Here is a 19,616-nt window from a genome sequence, read left to right as displayed (position 1 = left end):
AACGATCTTCTAGATGGATAAATAAGTATACAATAACATAGAGATGATGCCGACAACCATCATGAAAATATAGAATCCGACGTTACCGGTCTGAATCAATCGGAGGCTTTTACTCGCTTCGTTGGTTCCCCAGCCCAGGCCATTCACAATTCCGTCAATAATTTTGGTATCCATGATGCGGTAGAAGAACCCGGACATGGCATCCAGTGGCTTTCTGATGATGGCATCATAAAGTTCGTCTATGTAAAATTTGTTGTAAGATAATCCAACCAGGCTACTGCGTTCTGCATTTTCGTCAGCAGGAACATGTGCTTTGCCTATGTATCTGTTATAGGCGATGCCGATGGAGATGAGTACACCCACTACGGTGATGCCCATTAACATGTATTCTGTAGCGTGATCTGGCGCTGCAGCATGGTGGGTGATTACTGGCGACAACCATTCAGATAGCCAGTGGTGACCACCTAAACTGTGTGGTATACCAATGATTCCGCCGATGGCAGAAAGTACAGCCAGCACGATCAATGGTATGGTCATCGATTTTGGAGATTCATGTATGTGATCTTCCGCATGGTGTGTAGTGCCTCGGTATGTTCCATAGAAAGTCAGGAACAGCATTCTAAACATGTAAAATGCGGTTAGGAAGGCGGTAAATACCCCGATGGCCCACATAATTTTGTTTTGCTCGTAGACGTGTGCAAGGATTTCATCTTTAGAGAAAAAGCCTGAAAAAGGTGGCAATCCTGCGATGGCGATCGTACCGATCAGCATTGTCCGATACGTAATCGGCAATTTCTTGCGCAAGCCACCCATGATACGCATATCCTGCGCATGGTGCATGGCATGAATCACCGAACCCGCACCTAAAAATAGTAATGCCTTAAAGAAAGCATGTGTGATGACGTGAAAGAATGCGCCGTCGTAGGCGCCAACACCCAAACCAAGGAACATATATCCAAGTTGGGACACCGTAGAGTAAGCAAGTACTTTCTTGATGTCTGTTTGCGTTAGTGCGATCAAAGCACCCAGAAGCGCCGTGGCTAGACCGATGATTGCAATTAGATGCTGAATTACCGGCGCAAGTTCAAATAGCACATTTGAGCGTGCAATCATATAAACACCAGCGGTAACCATGGTCGCTGCGTGGATCAATGCAGAAACGGGCGTCGGTCCTGCCATCGCATCCGGCAGCCAGGTAAATAGTGGTAACTGCGCTGACTTACCGCAAGCACCGATAAACAGGCATAATGTGATCAGGATAATTGTACTGTCGCCCGAAGAGATCAGTCCGGCAGCTTTTGGGAAAATTTCTTTAAACTCCAGACTTCCGAAGGTATTGAAGATCAGGAAAACGGCAATCAGGAAGCCTAAATCACCGATACGGTTCATGACAAAGGCCTTTTTTGCCGCTGAAGCATAGTTGTTGTTGCTGTACCAAAAGCCGATAAGCAGATACGAACATAGCCCCACGCCTTCCCATCCGATGAACATGACGATGTAGTTGGAACCCAGTACCAGTAGCAACATGAAGAAGATAAACAGGTTCAGGTAGCTGAAAAACTTACCAAAACCATCGTCATCATGCATGTAGCCGGCGGAGTAAACATGAATCAGAAATCCCACCCCTGTGATGATCAGCAGCATAATGCTACTCAGTGGATCTACCAGAAAGGATAGTGGAATGTTCAGCTGCCCAGCCCTTATCCAGTCAAACAGAAAAACTTCATGGGATTTATGGGTGTCATTGCCAAGTGCCATGAAAATGGCGACACTTAGCACAAAGGATGCAAATACCGCTGTACTGCCGATAAATGCCACCGTATTTTTTGATAGGGTATTTCTGCCTAAGCCATTAATGATGAAACCCAGAAAAGGAATCAGTGGAACCAGCCAAACTAAATTTATGATCATCTTTATTCTATTCTATTTTACCACTTAAGGCGATTCAGGACATTTATATCGGTTGAAGACGTATTGCGGTAAACCATTACAATGATACTAAGTCCGATTGCAACTTCCGCCGCTGCGAGTGCCATAATGAAGAACACGAACACTTGTCCGGATGCATCGTTATTGTGCACGGAAAAAGCGGTCAGCAGCAGGTTTACTGCGTTTAGCATTAACTCTACGGACATAAAGATCACGATTGCATTTCTGCGGGTCAGTACGCCAAGAACACCAATGGAAAAGATGATTGCGCTTAACCAGATGTAATGATTAAGTGGCACGCCCTGCAAGGTTTGAGTAAGTTCTCCCACTATATTTTTTCTTTTTTAGTTAACAATACCGCACCAACCATTGCCGTTAGCAACAGGATAGATGACAATTCAAAAGGTAGCATAAAAGGGCCGAAGAGTTCGCGACCAAGGTTCTGGATTAATCCTAGTCCGGGGTTCTTAAGCAGCAATGGATTGGAAACCGCTGTGGCTTTAAGTGACCCAACTAGCGTAACCACAAGGCAACAACCAGCAATGATCCCCACGATTTTAACCAGGGGCGACTTCAAAGGCTCATTGTCCTTGTTGAGATTCAGTAGCATGAGCACGAAGAGGAACAGTACCATGATTGCACCCATGTAGACGATGAAATTCACCACGGCCAGGAATTGTGCATTCAGCAGAATGTAGTGCACCGTAAAGGTGAAAAATGTTACAATCAGATAAAGTACGCTATGCACCGGGTTCTTCGAAAAGATCACCATCAGAGAGAAGAAAACGCTTAGTGCTGCTACGATATAGAACACGGATGTACCCATTAATTTTAGTGTTTTTGTGCCAAGCTGGCTATTATATATATTTTAAATTTAAGCTTACGCCCAACTATTTCAGGGTTAAAGGTGCTTCTACAAGCTTGTCCTTCCCGTAAATGAAATCTTTTCTCAAGTAATCTGAAGGCACGATCGGCCCGTCAAGGTAAATTGCTTCTTTCGGGCAAGCCTCTTCACATAATCCGCAGAAGATGCATCTAAGCATATTGATCTCGTACATCGCTGCATATTTCTCTTCGCGGTAAAGGTGTTTCTCTTCCGGTTTACGTTCTGCTGCGATCATCGTAATGGCTTCTGCAGGACAAGATAATGCACACAATCCACAAGCTGTACAGCGCTCGCGACCTTCTTCATCGCGTTTAAGCGAGTGCATACCGCGCCAGTTGGTTGAAAATTCCCTTTCAACCTCCGGATACCGGATCGTTGCTTCTTTTTTAAAGAAGTGGCTTATGGTGATCGACAATCCTTTGGTTATTGCAGGCAAATACATACGCTCTGCAAATGTTAAGGGCTTCTGTGCTAATACTTTCTTTTTATTGGTTAATGGTTCCATGAAACCTCCCTATTTTTTTCCGCAAGCGGGATTATTAAAATTTCTCGATGATGGCAATTACCACCCCTGTTACAATTATGTTGGCAATGGCAAGTGGTATCAACACTTTCCAGCCTAAATGCATCAACTGATCATAGCGGAAGCGCGGAATGGTCCAGCGTACCCACATAAAGAAGAAGATGAAAGCAAATATTTTAATGAAGAACACGAGGGTTCCGATCAGCGGACCAATGGTCGTTCCGGTGTGCTGTAGCACCCAATCCATTCCAGGGTAGTTATAGCCCCCGAAATAAAGAGAAGCGATTACTGCCGAAGAAACAAACATGTTGATGTACTCTGCAAACAGATAGAAACCCAGCTTCATTGAAGAATATTCCGTGTGGTAACCTCCGATTAGCTCTGTCTCACACTCCGGCAAATCGAAAGGTGCCCGGTTTGTCTCCGCGAAAGCACATATCAGGAACAGGATAAATCCTATCGGCTGGTAAATCACATTCCAGTGCCAGCCATGCTGCTGCTCTACAATTTCCTTTAAGCTTAGCGTACCTGATACCAGCAATAGTGCAATGATAGAAAGGCCCATTGCAATCTCGTAGCTGATGTTCTGCGATGCCGCACGAATAGCGCTCAGCAGTGAATATTTATTGTTGGATGCCCAACCGCCGATCATTACACCGTAAACACCCAGAGATACCACACCAAAGATATAAAGCAGTCCCACGTTGATGTCGGTTACCTGCAATGGTATAACGCGTTCGCCAATCTGAATGGCCGTTCCCCATGGAATAACTGCCGTACCGATACAAGCCGTAAGCATGGCAAGTCCCGGCCCCACCATAAACAACCACTTGTTGGAGTTCGTAGGTACAATCTCTTCCTTCATGAACATTTTAACACCATCTGCAAGAGGCTGTAGGATCCCGAAGGGACCAGCTCTATCAGGCCCTAAACGGTCCTGCAGAAAGGCTGCCACCTTGCGCTCCGCATAAGTGGAGTACATGGCGATTACCAGGCTAATTGCGAAGATTATGGTAACGAGTATAAATTTCTCTAAAACAAAGGCTATCTCCATCAGAATTTACTGGTTTTTTCAAGTTCTATTTTATTCGCTTGCTGCAATTTCAGATTCACCTGAATAACAGGAAGCGGCTGCATGGTTTCATAGTGATTCGATGCAATTACCGAAGCATCACTAATATGAGTTGGCTGTTCAAGCACCCAGTCAGACGTCTGTTTCTTTTCAAAACGGCAGGTATTGCAGATAAACGCTTCCACTTCTCCGTACACATCTTTTCTGGCCGTTACGCGTAAAACGTTTTCACCTTTGTACCAAAGGGTTACCTTTCCACTGCAGGTTGGGCAGTCACGATGTGCATCGATCGGTTTAGTAAACCAAACACGATTTCTGAATCTGAAGGTTTTATCGGTAAGTGCGCCCACTGGACATACGTCTATGACGTTGCCTGAAAAGTCGTTATCAACTGCTTGTTGGATATAAGTCGATATTTCTGAGTGATCTCCGCGATTAAGCACGCCATGAACACGTTGCTCAGTGATTTGATCTGCAAGGAACACACAACGGTAGCATAAAATACACCTGTTCATGTGCAGCTGGATCTTATCTCCAATGTCTATACGGTCGAACGTACGGCGCTCAAATTCATATCTGGTTTTCTGCAAACCATGCTCATAGGTCAGGTTTTGCAAATCACACTCTCCAGCCTGGTCACACACGGGGCAATCCAGCGGGTGATTGATCAGCAGAATTTCAACAACACCACTGCGTGCCTCAAGAACTTCCGGAGATGTAATGTTCTGCACCTCCATGCCATCCATAACCGTTGTGCGGCACGAAGCAACCAGCTTCGGCATTGGGCGTGGATCTTTCTCCGATCCTTTACTCACCTTAACGATGCAGGTGCGGCATTTACCGCCACTACCTTCTAATTTGGAGTAATAGCACATTGCAGGCGGCACAATGTCACCTCCAATTTGCCTTGCGGCATTTAATATTGATGTTCCGGGCTCCACTTCTACCGTGATCCCGTCTATAGTCACCTTAACTTTATCACTCATAATTGATGATGGTACTGGGTTAAATTATGTAGTAACTTCTGTTTTTGCAATAGGCACCGCATAGTTGGCCAAACCGTAATTGGTTTCAAGGCACTTTACAGGCTCTTTTACATGCCATTCAAATTCATCCCTGAAGTGTCTGATTGCACTGGCAACCGGCCATGCTGCTGCATCTCCAAGCGGACAAATGGTATTTCCTTCAATCTTGCGTGCTACATCTACCAACAGGTCGATATCGCTCATTCTACCCTCGCCAAACTCAATCTTGCGCAGGATTTTCTCCATCCAGCCAGTACCTTCACGGCAAGGCGAACATTGTCCACAGCTTTCATGTGAATAGAAACGGGCGAAGTTCCAGGTGTTGCGAACCATGCACTGGTCTTCATCAAAGGCGATGAAACCGCCAGAACCCATCATGGTTCCGGTGATAAAACCACCTTCCGACAAGCCTTCATAGCTCATCAGCCTTGGTTCTCCATTGGCAAGCTTCAACGTTAAGTTTGCAGGAAGCACTGGTACGGAAGATCCTCCGGCCACAGTCGCTTTCAAGCGCTTACCATTGGCAATACCGCCACAGTATTCATCAGAATAAATAAATTCTTCAACAGGAAGTCCGAGTTCAATTTCATAAACACCCGGACGAACCAGGTTACCGGATGCGGAGATCAGCTTGGTGCCTGTGCTCCTGCCGATACCGATTTTCGCGTATTCATCGCCACCATCATTGATGATTGGCACTGTTGCGGCAATAGATTCAACGTTATTAACCACCGTTGGGCAGCCATAAAGACCAGCAATTGCCGGAAATGGCGGCTTGATCCTTGGATTGCCACGCTTGCCTTCAAGTGATTCCAGCAGTGCAGTTTCTTCACCGCAAATGTATGCGCCACCACCGGGCTGAACGTAAAGTTCCAGATCATACCCAGTGCCCAGGATGTTTTTTCCAAGGTAGCCGGCATTTTTAGCTTCCGCGATGGCGCGTTCTAAAATGCGCACCTGCGGCATCATTTCACCACGAACGTAGATGTAGGATGTCTTCGCACCCAGCGCGAAGCTGGAAACAATCATGCCTTCAATGAGCGCATGTGGAATGTGTGTCATCAGGAAACGGTCCTTAAAGGTACCAGGCTCCGATTCATCTGCATTGCAAACCAGGTAGCGTGGTACACCTTCCGGCTTGGCCAAAAAGCTCCACTTCATCCCGGTAGGGAAACCCGCACCACCTCTGCCACGTAGACCCGACTTCTTAACTTCTTCCACGACTTCGTCGGGCGTCATTTTCAAAGCCTTTTCTACCGCGCGGTAACCGCCGTTCTGGCGATAGACATCAAATGTATTGATGCCAGGTACGTTTATATGTTCTAATAATAGTTTACGACCCATTATTTATTTCGTAAGTCTTGGATTAACTGATCTACCTTTTCCTCGTTCAGGTTCTCATAAAAGGTGTATTCCGGTCCGATTTGTAAAACCGGTCCAAAGCCACAAGCGGCAAGGCATTCTACACCCCGCCAGCTGAAAAGTCCGTCGGGTGTCACTTCACCTTCTTTCACCCCAAGTGTCTGTTCAATATGCGCCATCACCTTCTCTGCACCCACCAGGCAGCAAGGGCCTGTTCTGCAAACTTCAAGCATATATTTTCCTTGTGGTTTCAGGAAGTACATCGTGTAAAAAGAAGCAACTTCATAAACCTCAATCGGCATTATGCCGAGGTAACCTGCAACTTTATCCATTGAAGGTACGCTTAACCAGCCAAAAACAGCTTGTACCTCATGTAACATCGGCAATAGCGCCGACTTCTGCTTGCCTTCAGGGTATCTGCTTATAATTTCATTAAACTTCTCAATCAAAGTTTCAGGAAATACTTCTGGTTGTTGTTCTTCTACTTTAAGCATCTAATTCTCCAGCAATAATATTCATACTACTCATGTTGATGATGGCATCCGACAACAGCATACCTTTACTCATGGGTGCATACATTTGATAATTTATAAAACTTGGTCTTCTGAAATGCAGCCGGTATGGTGTCCGGCCGCCATCATTGATCAGGTAGAAACCAAGCTCGCCATTTCCACCTTCTACCGCATGGTAAACTTCTGCTTTTGGCGCATCAATTTCACCCATAACGATCTTGAAGTGGTAGATCAAGGCTTCCATATTGTTGTACACTTCTTCCTTCGGTGGCAGATAAAAATCAGGCACATCGGCATGGAAAATGCCTGCTGGTTCGTTTTTCAACTTCTCCATAGCCTGTTCAATCAGTCGTACACTTTGCCACATCTCCTCGTTTCTCACGAGAAAGCGGTCATAAATGTCACCACTGGTGCCAACCGGAATTTCAAAGTCAAAATCCTGGTATGAAGAATAAGGCTCACTAACACGCACATCATAGTCTACACCAGTTGCACGCAATAATGGGCCTGTCCAGCTAAAATCCAATGCCTGTTCAGGTGTAACAGCAGCCACGCCAGCTGTACGGTCGATGAAGATCCTGTTCCGGTTAAGCAAACTTTCAAATTCCCGCAAAGCGACCGGAAAATCCTTTAAGAACTTGTTGATCTTGGCGAAAGCGATTTCATTGAAATCACGTTCAAAGCCGCCGATCCTTCCGATGTTAGTCGTTAGTCGCGCACCGCAGATCTCCTCATAAATCTCATAGATATGCTCCCTGAACTGAAATAGATAAAGGAAAGTCGTTGTCGCACCGGTATCCTGCGCAATAATTGTGTTGCAGATGATATGATCTGAAATCCGCGCCAACTCCATTACAATCACACGCAGATAATCTACACGCTTAGGCATTTTAATGTTAAGCAGCTTTTCTACGGTCATGTGCCAGCCCATGTTATTGATCGGTGAAGAACAATAGTTCAGGCGGTCTGTTAATGGCGTAATCTGGTAAAAAGGGCGGTGTTCCGCGATTTTCTCAAAGGCACGGTGAATATAACCGATGGTAGATACACCACTAACGATACGTTCACCATCAAGCTGAAGTATGTTTTGAAACACACCATGTGTCGCAGGGTGCGTTGGGCCCAGGTTCAGGGTTACCAATTCACTTTGCGGATCATTATCTGTAAATACGGGTTGGTTATGTACCATAATTATCTGCCAAAATATTCATCTTTCTTGTCCACCCTGTTCGGATCTTCAAGCGGGTATTGTTTTAACATTGGATGCACACCCAGTTCATCCATATTCAAAATTCTGCGTAAGTCCGGGTGACCATCAAACAGCACCCCGAACAGGTCATACGTCTCACGCTCCATCCAGTTCGCACCGTTCCACAAATTTGAAGCAGTCGGAATGTTTGGTGCCTGTGTGTTCAGGAATACTTTAATCCTGATACGCACCTTTTCCACCATGTTGTGCAGGTGATAAATCACTGCCAGGCCATTCGCCCGCTCAGGATAGTGTACCGCTGTGATGTCCGTTAAAAAATGGAAGTTCGTTCTCGGATCTCCCTTCAGAAAGGTCAACAACGCAATGATATCATCTTTAGTGGTCTCAATCGTCAACAAGCCATAGGGCTCATCTACATTAGAAACCCGGTCACCAAATTCGGCGCTTAACAGTTGTATTAAATTATGGTTGGTCTCTTCTGTCATTATAAAATTCCGTATGAGGCTAACATTTCTTTATATTCAGGTGAATCCCGCCTTCTGCCAGACTCATTACGTACCAGCTCCTGTATCTTTCCAAAACCATCTAGGATAGCTTCAGGGCGCGGAGGACAACCCGGAACATAAACATCTACGGGAATGATCTCGTCAATGCCCTGCAGTACCGAGTATGTATCAAAGATACCACCACTCGAAGCACAGGCACCTACCGCCATTACCCAACGGGGTTCTGCCATCTGCAGATAAACTTGCTTCAGCACAGGGCTCATTTTCTTCGCAATCGTACCCATCACCATCAGCAAGTCTGCCTGGCGGGGTGAAAAGCTCAGGCGCTCGGATCCAAAACGTCCGAAATCATAGTGTGAGCCCATTGTAGCCATAAACTCAATACCACAGCATGATGTTGCAAATGGCAAGGGCCACAAAGAATGTGAACGAGCCAATCCAATGACTTTATCAAAGGATGTGGCAAAGAAGCCAGATCCCTCTATGCCCGGAGGGGCGTTAACGATATTGATTTCACTCATGATCTAACAAAAAAAAAGTTCATTCTGACGAAGAATGAACTACAAATCTACAATAATAGAGCAATTTACATAGTGCTGGTTTGATTTAGAAAGAATCTAAATAGCTTAATTCCAGTCTAATGCTTTCTTCTTAATCACGTATATAAAGCCCAACAACAGGGTTCCCATGAAGATGAACATCTCAATCATTCCGTCCATTCCAAGCTCCCTGAAGTTTACTGCCCAAGGGTACATAAAGATCACTTCCACATCGAAAAGCACGAATAAAATCGCCACCAGAAAATATTTAATAGAGAAAGGCTGTCGCGCATTTCCAACAACTTTAATCCCTGCCTCGAAAGTAGATAACTTGTCTGCAGTTTTACGGCTCGGACCTAAGTAGTGTGTCGCGATTAATGTTACAACAACAAAACCAAGGGCTACGATAACCTGGAATATAATCGGGAGAAAATCTACGGGTACACTTTGAGTTTCCATATTTATGCTTGAATGACAAAAATAAAAGAAAATGGCAGCATAACAAGGCTACCATCTTATTTATGAAATATTTATCTGTTTCTACTCGAACGCGATCCTCCATTTAAGGCTTTCATGCCCGATACCGCAGTAACATCTTGCGGCTCCAACTGCAACACTTTGCCCCAGTATGTCCGTGCCATATCTCTATCGCCTTTTGAGACTGCAAACGTTGCAATCGCATTGCCGGCCTCTACGAGGTTCCGTTTTGTCGCGGCAGACTGTGCCTGGCCGCTGCGCTCTACGCCCTCAATATACGCTTGATAGGGTTTCACCATTGCCCCCTTAGGGAATAGGCGATCTTCAAGCAAGCTCAAGGCTCTGCCGCTCCACAGGTAAGCTTCAAACCGCGACGGAACCGCCTGTAAAACCTGGTTGAAACTTGCATTCGCCTGCAATAGCCAATTGCCCGGCGGATTCTCTTGTTTGTTAAAAGCTTCCACGTACCTGAAGAACAACGCCGTTCCATGATACATGCCGACTTCGCCGATATCCGCCGGTTTACCGCCAAGGCTCCTTAAAAGTTCATAGGTACTAATTGCCTGCGCCCAGTTACGTGCATTGTAATAATCCTTCCCGATGGCCTCGATTGCTGATGTCTTTGAAGAATCCAGTTTAATTGCCTTCGTTGAACTTTCCAAGGCTACATCCGTTAGTTTTAGCTTCTGCTGAATTAAACTCAGGTAGGTATAATCATCCGCAGTGATTTTCGTTTTATCGGCCGTGCGCTCCAATAAGCTGTTCATGTGCTGCAAGGCAGCAGGATAGTTCCCGTTTTCATATGCGGCATATCCCCTAAGTCGGGTAATCATCAATCCATTAGTACTCGCTGGGTCCACGGTCGTTAAGGAAGCAAGTTCAGTTTCTATGGTGCTGAAGTCGCCCAAAGTATATAGCAGCTGCGCAAAGTTCAACTTAAGCGCCGGATCAGCGCCGGTCAGCTCCAGATAGCGTCTGTAGCTTGCTATAGCACCTGAAGCGATATCCGTCTGCTTGTTACCAGATAGATATTGTTGCTGGTACATTTCCGAATGCAGGCGATAAGCGGGCGCGTAGTTGGCGTCCTTCTTCAACAAGTCCTGTAATGCGGCCTCCGCTTCCACGTACTGCCCAGCCTTCAGGTGCATCTCAGCAACGTGAAGTCCAACCTGCATCAGGGTGCTGTCTATTTGTGCTGCCTTACGATACTGCTCCAGTGCTTTTGCAGTCTGGCCCTGTAAGCCATGGTAGTCGCCCAGCGCCAGGAAGATTCTGGCATCCTTGTCGGACTTATCCAATGCATCTGCCTGCTGTAAAAAGGGTAAAGCTGCACTAAAGTCTGGTTTAGTCGCTTGGAGGTAAGCATTTCCGATAGTCAGCTGGGCCTCGTACTTACGACGCCCGCTTAAACTAACAGCCTTATCAAAATTGACCTTTGCTGCCAGGGTATTTTCCGTCTGCAGATTAAGCTTCCCGATCCCTACGTAGTTCAAGGGCTGCTTAGCATCAAAGCGTATACCTTGAGTAAAAACGGTTTTCGCCGAATCTGGATGCCCGGTTAAGATATACACTTTACCCAGGTGATAATAGTTCTCCCCTGCTTTAGGCTGAAGCCGAATCTTAGCTTTTAATATCGCTTTCGCAGATTGGTACTGTTCAGCGCTAATGGCCTGTTGAGCATTGTCCAGCCCCTGCGCAGCGACACCCAAACTGAGCGTAAGCAATCCAAAGATTGACATGTATTTGATGATAATCATAGTGTATCCGAATGCGCCTTGTAAATGCCTCATTAAATAAGCCATTGTATATACTTAACAAAGGGCTGTAAACAAAAAAGAGAATGCCATTACAGCACTCTCTTTCTTATATTGAATTATTTAACCTTATTTCTTTCCTGTTTTAGCAGGTCCTGATAAAGATTTAATACCTGCCAATGCTGTTGCATTTTGTGGGTCAAGTGCTACTGCTTTATTCCAGTAGGTTCTTGCTTTCTCTTTGTCAGTTGTAGAAGCAAATCCTGCGATTGAATTATAAGCTTCAACCATGTTTTTCTTAGTTGCAGGTGTTTGTTTATCTACATGTGCTTCAGCAGAATCTAAATATTGCTGATAGTATGGCACGTAAATTCCCTGAGGATTGGTTTCACTATCTTTGAAATAGTTAACCCTTGCACGCCATAAGTAGCCATCATAAGTTGTTGGAGATAATCTTACCAATTTAGCAAATGATGAATCTGCCTTAACCAACAGGTCTTTTGAAGGATTTTTCTTCGCAGTATAATCTGCAGCATAGCTAAAGTATGCAGCTAAACCATGGTAGTAGTAGTTGTAAAGAGAACCTACACCACTTGGGTTTAATCTGTTTACCACATCATAGGTAGCAACTGCTTTAGGATAGTTCTTCGCTTCGTAGAAAGATTTAGCCATGTTAGCCAAAGCTTCTGCTTTTGTAGAATCCATCTCAACTGCCTTGGTAATGTTAATCAAAGCAAGACTATCTTGTTTCTGCTGCATTTGAGCTTGACCTAAGTACAAGTAATCATCTGCTACAATACGGCTGGTGTCTTTAACTTTCGTAAAAAACTCATTCATGTATTGTAATGCCTGCGGATAGTTTTTGTTCTCGTAAGCAGAGTAACCTCTCAAACGGGATACGATTAACGCCTTAGGGCTATTTTCAGCCATTGCAGCTAACGCACTTGTTTCAGCTTCAAGCTTTGCATAATCTTTAGCGTAAAACAAGATCTGTGCGTATCTGATACGTGAATCAAAAGATTTATCAGTTAAATCAAGATACTTTTGATAATTCTCAATCGCTGCCGCAGATTTAGCCTGACCGTTTGGATCACCGAATGACCATTGGTTGTATAGCTCTGAAAGCTCTCTGTAAGCAGGACCGTAGTTAGGATCTTGCGCGATTACTTCTTTCAATGCTGTTTCAGCCTCTGGAAATGCACGAGACTCTTTGTACATCTTTCCAATCTGAACTTTAGCCCTTAAAATGTTCGGGTTAATATTCAACGCTCTCATGTAGTTTTGCAATGCCTCAGAGTTCTTTCTCTGGTAAGCATAGAAATCACCAAGTGCTAAAAAGGTTTCCGCGTCTTTATCATTCTTATCCAGCTCATCTGCCTTTTGCAAAAATGGTAGCGCCGCATTAAAGTCTGGTTTTTCAACTTCTATGTAAGCTTTACCAATGTATAGTTGAGGGATATAATCGTTCTTTTTAGATACGTCCAGTGCTTTACTGAAATTGGTTTTTGCAGATGCTGCATTGTTTGCCATCAAGTCTGCTTCACCAAGTCCGATATAGTTTAATGGATTTTTAGGATCTGCAGTAACACCCTGTGTAAACACAGCTCTCGCAGAGTCAACATATTCCGTTTTCAAATATGCTTCACCTAAAGTATAATAATTGTCTCCTTTGCTGGCTTGAGATTTTACAAGGCCTTTTAGCATTGAAGTCGCTTTTTGATACTGTTCAGCATCCAAAGCTTTCTTGGCATCTTCCAGGCTTTGAGCAAAAGAGGCAGAACCCATTACTGCTAAACCTAGACTTAAGGTTATTGCTTTTTTTGTCATCTTCATATTTCAAATATATTATTTAGTTTGAATTCTTTAAGTTAAAATCCCTTGAAATCAGCTTGTGTGGTCCCAGACCTGATTTCAAGATTATAAGTTGTCCTCTCGGACTTGCTAACCAGTTTGCAAATCCCGTACCGACACCATCTTTACCTTCGCAGTTAATGATGTATATATTCCTAAGAAATGGATATATCCCACTAATGAGGTTGTCTTGGGTAGGTTTGTAAAATGCATCATCGCCCTTTCCACCTTTGACGTTCTTCACCCCCATTAGTTTAACCTTCGCATAATCACTTTCACCCGTCTTACCAGCTTGTAAATACCAGTTAAGTCCGATAACGCCGATGTAGTCCTTATTTTCGGCAACGTATTTTATAACGTCAGCATTGCTCTGTAAAGTATACACACCCTTACTAGGAAGCGTTTTTATTTTCGCAAGATCTTTAAAATAAGCTACAGTACTCGAATACGGGTTATCAAAAACAAGCTTCTTATTACCTGTGTAACTTCCCTCCAATATGGCGATCATTTCATCAGCAGTTACCGTGCTATCCGGATTGCTACTGTTGGCAATTAGTGCTACACCGTCAATTGCAAAACGCTGCGTGTAGGCAACAATACCGCGCTTGGTATAGAATTCCTCTTCTTTAGGTGTTAACACCCGTGACATCACGATTACCCTTACACTGTCATTCAAAAAGGTAGGCAAAATACGTTGCTCCTGGCCTTTAATCAACTCCACTTTCGCATCCGGATAATCCGAATTAAACACAACGAGCTGCTCATCAACGATGTTCGAATAGGTGTCATCTACCAGGATCTTTACGGAACCGCTGGTTCTGGTCTCCTGCTTAGCCGCCTCGCCATCTTTCGCTTTTTGCTTGCAACCACTGAACCAAAGTAAAATGCATATTAAACCAAGATACTTCATATTATCTATCTGATTGATTAAGTCTGAAAAACCGGATGATTGCATACACGATCAAAAGGATGCCGAATAGAATCCTGTAGGTCGGTTGAATGTCGAATGGAATGTCCTTCCAGAAGATTAATAGTACGCCTAATGCAAAGTAAAACAGCAGTATGATTAGGCCGAAAATAAACAGAAATCGCTGTTGGGGCGATTTCTGCTTAAAATTATTGTAGTTAAACATATTTTAACTCTTATTGAGATAAGGTGAAACTGATTGGAATGTTGTACTTAACACGTACTGGCTTTCCATTCTGAATACCTGGGGTCCATTTCGGGCTAGCCTTTAAAACGCGCATTGCCTCTTCATCTGTACCACCTCCAAGTTTTTTACCTGCCAATTGAATATCCGTAAGTTCACCGTTTTTCTCTACTACGAAAGAAAGGAACACTTTACCCTGAATATTATTCTCAGCTGCCATTGGAGGATATTTTACGCTTTTTTGTACATAAGCATAAAATTTGTTAAGCCCTCCAGGGAAACTTGGTGGTGTTTCGATACTTACGAAATCGTACACCTGGTTATCTTCTACCACTGCTGCTTGTTTCGGACCTTCACCTACTGGTGCAGTGATCACGATGTCTGCATCCGGATCTCCGGCAATGGTTTTTTGACCTGGGTCAGCCTTTTTCAAATCTTCGATCTGAGGTGGCTCCTGGTCACGTACCTCAACATCCGGTTTTACAATCGGAGGTGGGAACTTCACCTGATCCTGCTTTGGTGGTGGTGGCTCCACTGGTGGCGGTGGTGGTGTTTTTGGATCCACTGGTGGTGGTGGCTGAATTGCTACCTCTACCGCTTGTTCCACTACTTCTTCTGGCATCTGCCCTTTTATCAAGCTGATGATATTTGGGGTTAAGAACAGCAAAATGAATGCTGCTGATGCCATCAGCGTTGCTTTTGTTGTAGTTGAAGCATTGTTCTGACGGAGCCTGTAGGCGCCGTAGGACTTATTCTTGTTTTCAAAGACAACATCAAGCCATTCTTTTCTGAACAAATCTATTTTAGACATTGTGCTTGGTTTTAGTTGTTATAAATGTTAGAGTATACCATTTTGCTTCATTACAGCAATCTCTGCATCAAGGATGTTTTCATCATCAATAGCCGGAGCTGCGGTGATCTGAGCAATATTCAACTCATCCATAATATCCACAAAGTTCTTATAGGTTGCTCCTGAAGTCGGCTTAATAACAACAACTAAGGTTTTCTTAGGGTCGTTACCGTATAAATCAGCAACTTTCTTTTTGTTTGCAAGGATGGACTGTCTTACTTCAGTAAACCCTTCAATGGTTGGTGTTGCTGTTTTTGCCTCACCCATATACCAGGCTACCTTGTTGTTTTTACCGAGTAGGATGGTCATAGTTTGAGAAGCACGCAACTCTAACCTGTTGGTATCGTCTTTTTCGTTTTTATCGGGTTTTGCAATGTCCATTGCAATAGGCTTTGAAAGTGACGTGGTTAGCATGAAGAAAGTGATCAACAAGAACGCTAGATCCACCATCGCGGTTAAATCTACTTTCGTGTTGGCTTTCTTGGTTCTAACTTTGCCGCCTTTTTTGCCACCCCCGCTGGAGGTATCTAATTCTGCCATTGCTTTTTGTTATTGAGCACCGCCTTCGGCCGATGTAATTAAACTAAACTTATTAATTTTCTGTTTTTGAAGGATGTCCACGATTTTCTTAACTGTGGGATATTCTTCCTCAGCATCTCCACGAATACTAATCCGCATTGCTTCAGAGTGCAACTCCGCAACTGCCTGACGTGAATTTAGTATCCAGTCCGCCAATTGGTTGTTTGTTGAATCTGCAGGAATACCGGTCGCCAATCCTGACTTCTCACGTGCAGCTTCATCCGGTAGGTTGATGTACTGCTTCAAGCTTTGAATCGGTACACCAAACGATTGGATTACACCAAAACGCTTACGTTCAGTTGGGGTAAATTCAAGTTTGTACTGGGCTGCCATTTTATCCAAAGTGGCCATCTTCACGTCTTGTCCAGCTACTTCATAAAACACCTTGCCATGTCCAATCGATAATTTCGCAATATCAACATCAGGAACCGGAATTTTATAGGTCGATGATGGTATTGTAATCTTAAGAGGATCCGGTTGACGTGCTGTAGCTGTTAAAATAAAGAAAGTCAGTAGTAAGAAAGACACGTCGCACATGGCGGTCATATCTATCGAAGTACTCTTTCTTTGAACCTTTGCTCTTGGCATAATCTAAATATTACTTATGTTTTTATTAATGATGTTTATTCTCCCGGTTTTCCATAAAGCCGGTAAAAAAAATTCATTATTTCTTATTTATGCGTAGAAGCATAAGTCTGGATGATGCTGAAACCAGCTTCATCAATTGCATAAGTTAATTTGTCAATTTTAGAAGTCAAGATGTTGTACATGATAATCGCAACAGTTGAAGTCGAGATACCAGTTGCTGTGTTGATCAATGCCTCAGAGATACCATTCGCTAGTGCCGCTTGATCTGGTGCTCCAGATGTAGCCAAACCACCGAAGGCCTTGATCATACCTGTTACTGTTCCCAATAGACCTGTTAGGGTACCTACTGATACTAATGTTGCAATTACAGTTAAGTTTTGCTCTAACATTGGCATTTCCAAAGTTGTAGCTTCTTCGATATCTTTCTGAATCGCAAGACATTTTTGATCTGTATCCATGTTGGCTTCAACTTCCATCTCACGGTATTTTTTCAAACCAGATTTAATTACGTTTGCTACAGATCCTTGTTGTCTGTCACATTCTGCCATTGCAGCTTCGATGTTGTTTGAACCTAAGAATCCTTGGATTTTCTTAATGAAAGTGTCTAAGTTTCCGTTTCCTGTTGCCTTACCAATAACGATGAAACGTTCTACTGAAAATACAACTACCATTAAAAGCATACCCATTAGGATCGGTACGATGAAACCACCTTTGTAAGCCATACCACCGTAGTTACCTGGAAGTGGGTGATTGTCTGGATTGCCATCTACGAAGTTTGATGGATTACCAAGTACAAACTTGAAAAGTAGAATACCGATAATGATACAGATAGGGATAACAAGTGTTGCGAACAGGTTAGAAGCTGTAGACGAGCTTTCTTTTTTAACTGGTGTAGTTTTTGGTGCGTTTGCCATTTTTTTGTTTTTAGTTTTTTAGTTTTTAGTTTGTTTTAATTCTGATAAATTTCTGTAATACACTTCAACGGCTAATGTAGGCAATTGTTGCTATAACAAATTTAAAATTTCCAATTTAAAATTACAGTTAAATTTCAAAAGTTATCATTTCGTTACGTTAGCTGAGAGACTCTGGTAAAATCAAAAAAAGATTGCCGCTTACCAGACAATCTTTCACAATTAAAACTAAAAAAAAAATCAAATGCAAATTTTAACCTAAAATTCCTTCTTTAAAAGGCTTTTTCACGTACTTTAGGTATAGAAGCGCGCATTTCCGCATTTGCATTAGGTTCGAATGCGCTGAAGTTTCCCAAAAATGCTGCAGCAAGTTCATTTGCTTTTGCATCATACGCCGCGCCGTCACTCCAGGTATTTCTAGGATCCAGGATTTCTGAAGGTACATCAGGACAGCTTTCTGGTATTTGCAGGCCAAACACCGGATCTGCATAATAAGTCATTTCATCCAGTTCACCATTCAGCGCAGCCGTAATCATTGCACGTGTATGTGCCAGCTTTATACGCTTTCCAATGCCGTAAGGGCCTCCGCTCCAGCCGGTATTGATCAGCCATACGTTAACCTGATGTTTATCCATTTTTTCGCCAAGCAACTCCGCATACTTCGTTGGATGTAGTGGCATAAAGGCTTTTCCGAAACACGCGGAGAAGGTAAGCTGCGGCTCTGTTACCCCTGCTTCCGTTCCTGCAACCTTCGCGGTGTAACCCGAAATGAAGTGAAACATCGCCTGTCCGCGATTTAACCTCGATATCGGTGGTAAAACACCCAAGGCGTCTGCAGTAAGGAAAAATATGTTCTTAGGCACGGGTGCAACCGAAGGCTGTACCGCATTGCTGATGTATTCTATAGGGTATGCAACACGTGTATTTTCCGTTTTACTTACGTCTTCATAATCCACACTTCTGGTTCCCGGAAAGTAATTGATGTTTTCCAGCAAAGCACCAAAGCAAATGGCATTGAAAATCTGCGGCTCTTTCTCAGCAGTAAGGTCCACGCATTTCGCATAACATCCACCTTCAAAGTTAAACACAGACGTTTCACCCCATCCATGTTCATCATCTCCGATCAAGCCTCTTTTTTCATCTGCCGACAGCGTTGTTTTGCCGGTTCCGGATAATCCAAAGAAAATGGCCGTATCTCCATCAGCGCCAACATTTGCCGAGCAGTGCATAGACAATGTCTTTTTCTCCGTCGGCAACAGGAAATTCAATACTGAGAATATACCCTTCTTTATCTCTCCGGTATATCCGCTTCCACCTATTAATATGATCTTTTTACTGAAGTTGATGATGGTAAAGTTGCCCTGACGGGTGCCATCGGTTGCCGGGTCGGCTTCCATGCCTGGTGCGGCTAAAATTGTCCAATCCGGTTGTACGGCCGGATCGGTATCCTGCTTCCGTAAAAACAGATTATGTGCGAAAAGACTCTGATAAGCGGTTTCCGTAACTACACGGATGCTGATCTCGTATGCCGGGTCAGCACATGCGAAAGCATCGCGCACGTAGAATTGTTTATCATTCAGGTAAGCAACAACCTTATTATATAGGGTGTCAAACTGCGCAGTTGTAATTTTAATGTTTATATCGCCCCACCAAACCGAATCGTTGGTTAGCGCGTCGGCAACAATGTACCGGTCCTTCGGCGAACGCCCTGTAAACTTCCCGGTATCAATAGCCAGTGCCCCATTGTCTGCAAGGGTGCCTTCTCCGTTTTGGAGCGCTTCTTCCACCAGTTCTGGAACACTCAATTGATACTTCATGAAACTTGTACCCAATCCAAGGTAATTCAAATCAGGCTTTGCAAGCGAAACTTCATACATAATATTTGGTTTAT

21 protein-coding genes are annotated in these 19,616 nt (G+C 43.9%); all 21 read right to left on the bottom strand.

Going from position 1 to position 19,616, the window contains the following annotated elements:
• Nucleotides 1-9: 9 nt before the first annotated feature.
• Nucleotides 10-1,908 (bottom strand): NADH-quinone oxidoreductase subunit L, encoded by a 1,899-nt coding sequence (gene nuoL, locus IEW69_RS08655; protein WP_188626634.1) that lies wholly within the window; start codon nt 1,906-1,908, stop codon nt 10-12.
• Between the two features lie 20 nt (nt 1,909-1,928).
• Nucleotides 1,929-2,258: an NADH-quinone oxidoreductase subunit NuoK gene (nuoK, locus tag IEW69_RS08650; RefSeq protein WP_188626445.1), complete on the bottom strand. Its 330-nt coding sequence runs from the start codon at nt 2,256-2,258 to the stop codon at nt 1,929-1,931.
• Nucleotides 2,258-2,755 carry an NADH-quinone oxidoreductase subunit J family protein gene (locus IEW69_RS08645; protein WP_188626444.1) on the bottom strand — a complete coding sequence of 166 codons (498 nt, stop codon included), beginning with the start codon at nt 2,753-2,755 and terminating at the stop codon, nt 2,258-2,260. Before IEW69_RS08645 ends, nuoK begins: the two co-directional genes overlap by 1 nt.
• Before the next feature lie 64 nt (nt 2,756-2,819).
• Nucleotides 2,820-3,320, bottom strand: coding sequence for a NuoI/complex I 23 kDa subunit family protein (locus tag IEW69_RS08640; protein WP_188626443.1), 501 nt, complete (start codon nt 3,318-3,320; stop codon nt 2,820-2,822).
• A gap of 34 nt (nt 3,321-3,354) precedes the next feature.
• Complete coding sequence (gene nuoH / locus IEW69_RS08635; protein WP_188626442.1) at nt 3,355-4,392, bottom strand: NADH-quinone oxidoreductase subunit NuoH; 1,038 nt, start codon at nt 4,390-4,392, stop codon at nt 3,355-3,357.
• Entirely contained in the window at nt 4,392-5,396 is a 1,005-nt protein-coding gene (locus IEW69_RS08630; RefSeq protein ID WP_188626441.1) for an NADH-quinone oxidoreductase subunit G, read from the bottom strand. Before IEW69_RS08630 ends, nuoH begins: the two co-directional genes overlap by 1 nt.
• 24 nt (nt 5,397-5,420) lie before the next feature.
• Complete coding sequence (nuoF, locus tag IEW69_RS08625) at nt 5,421-6,779, bottom strand: NADH-quinone oxidoreductase subunit NuoF (RefSeq protein ID WP_188626440.1); 1,359 nt, start codon at nt 6,777-6,779, stop codon at nt 5,421-5,423.
• Nucleotides 6,779-7,291 carry an NADH-quinone oxidoreductase subunit NuoE family protein gene (locus IEW69_RS08620; protein ID WP_188626439.1) on the bottom strand — a complete coding sequence of 171 codons (513 nt, stop codon included), beginning with the start codon at nt 7,289-7,291 and terminating at the stop codon, nt 6,779-6,781. Before IEW69_RS08620 ends, nuoF begins: the two co-directional genes overlap by 1 nt.
• A complete protein-coding gene (locus IEW69_RS08615) occupies nt 7,284-8,498 on the bottom strand; it encodes an NADH-quinone oxidoreductase subunit D (protein ID WP_188626438.1) in 1,215 nt (404 codons plus the stop codon). Before IEW69_RS08615 ends, IEW69_RS08620 begins: the two co-directional genes overlap by 8 nt.
• Nucleotides 8,499-8,500: 2 nt before the next feature.
• On the bottom strand, nt 8,501-9,004 hold the full coding sequence (locus IEW69_RS08610) for an NADH-quinone oxidoreductase subunit C (protein ID WP_188626437.1): 504 nt from the start codon (nt 9,002-9,004) through the stop codon (nt 8,501-8,503).
• Nucleotides 9,004-9,546 carry an NADH-quinone oxidoreductase subunit B gene (locus IEW69_RS08605; protein ID WP_188626436.1) on the bottom strand — a complete coding sequence of 181 codons (543 nt, stop codon included), beginning with the start codon at nt 9,544-9,546 and terminating at the stop codon, nt 9,004-9,006. Before IEW69_RS08605 ends, IEW69_RS08610 begins: the two co-directional genes overlap by 1 nt.
• Before the next feature lie 105 nt (nt 9,547-9,651).
• Entirely contained in the window at nt 9,652-10,023 is a 372-nt protein-coding gene (locus tag IEW69_RS08600) for an NADH-quinone oxidoreductase subunit A (RefSeq protein ID WP_188626435.1), read from the bottom strand.
• A 71-nt stretch (nt 10,024-10,094) separates the two neighbouring features.
• A complete protein-coding gene (locus IEW69_RS08595) occupies nt 10,095-11,831 on the bottom strand; it encodes a tetratricopeptide repeat protein (protein WP_188626434.1) in 1,737 nt (578 codons plus the stop codon).
• 93 nt (nt 11,832-11,924) lie between these two features.
• A complete protein-coding gene (locus IEW69_RS08590; protein WP_188626433.1) occupies nt 11,925-13,628 on the bottom strand; it encodes a tetratricopeptide repeat protein in 1,704 nt (567 codons plus the stop codon).
• Nucleotides 13,629-13,644: 16 nt separating this feature from the next.
• Nucleotides 13,645-14,556 carry a PstS family phosphate ABC transporter substrate-binding protein gene (locus IEW69_RS08585; protein ID WP_188626432.1) on the bottom strand — a complete coding sequence of 304 codons (912 nt, stop codon included), beginning with the start codon at nt 14,554-14,556 and terminating at the stop codon, nt 13,645-13,647.
• 1 nt (nt 14,557) lies between these two features.
• A complete protein-coding gene (locus IEW69_RS08580) occupies nt 14,558-14,779 on the bottom strand; it encodes a hypothetical protein (protein WP_188626431.1) in 222 nt (73 codons plus the stop codon).
• 10 nt (nt 14,780-14,789) lie between these two features.
• A complete protein-coding gene (locus IEW69_RS08575; protein WP_188626430.1) occupies nt 14,790-15,608 on the bottom strand; it encodes an energy transducer TonB in 819 nt (272 codons plus the stop codon).
• Nucleotides 15,609-15,635: 27 nt separating this feature from the next.
• Nucleotides 15,636-16,187: an ExbD/TolR family protein gene (locus tag IEW69_RS08570; protein WP_188626429.1), complete on the bottom strand. Its 552-nt coding sequence runs from the start codon at nt 16,185-16,187 to the stop codon at nt 15,636-15,638.
• 9 nt (nt 16,188-16,196) lie between these two features.
• Nucleotides 16,197-16,814: an ExbD/TolR family protein gene (locus tag IEW69_RS08565; protein ID WP_188626428.1), complete on the bottom strand. Its 618-nt coding sequence runs from the start codon at nt 16,812-16,814 to the stop codon at nt 16,197-16,199.
• Between the two features lie 83 nt (nt 16,815-16,897).
• Nucleotides 16,898-17,728, bottom strand: a complete 831-nt coding sequence (locus IEW69_RS08560; protein WP_188626427.1) for a MotA/TolQ/ExbB proton channel family protein — start codon at nt 17,726-17,728, stop codon at nt 16,898-16,900.
• A gap of 269 nt (nt 17,729-17,997) precedes the next feature.
• Nucleotides 17,998-19,602: a phosphoenolpyruvate carboxykinase (ATP) gene (pckA, locus tag IEW69_RS08555; RefSeq protein WP_188626426.1), complete on the bottom strand. Its 1,605-nt coding sequence runs from the start codon at nt 19,600-19,602 to the stop codon at nt 17,998-18,000.
• Nucleotides 19,603-19,616: the final 14 nt, after the last annotated feature.

The sequence above is a fragment of the Pedobacter quisquiliarum genome, assembly GCF_014642175.1.
Taxonomy (GTDB): domain Bacteria; phylum Bacteroidota; class Bacteroidia; order Sphingobacteriales; family Sphingobacteriaceae; genus Pedobacter; species Pedobacter quisquiliarum.
Note: the sequence above shows the minus strand (reverse complement) of the source record. Positions and strands in the feature narration are given on the sequence as shown.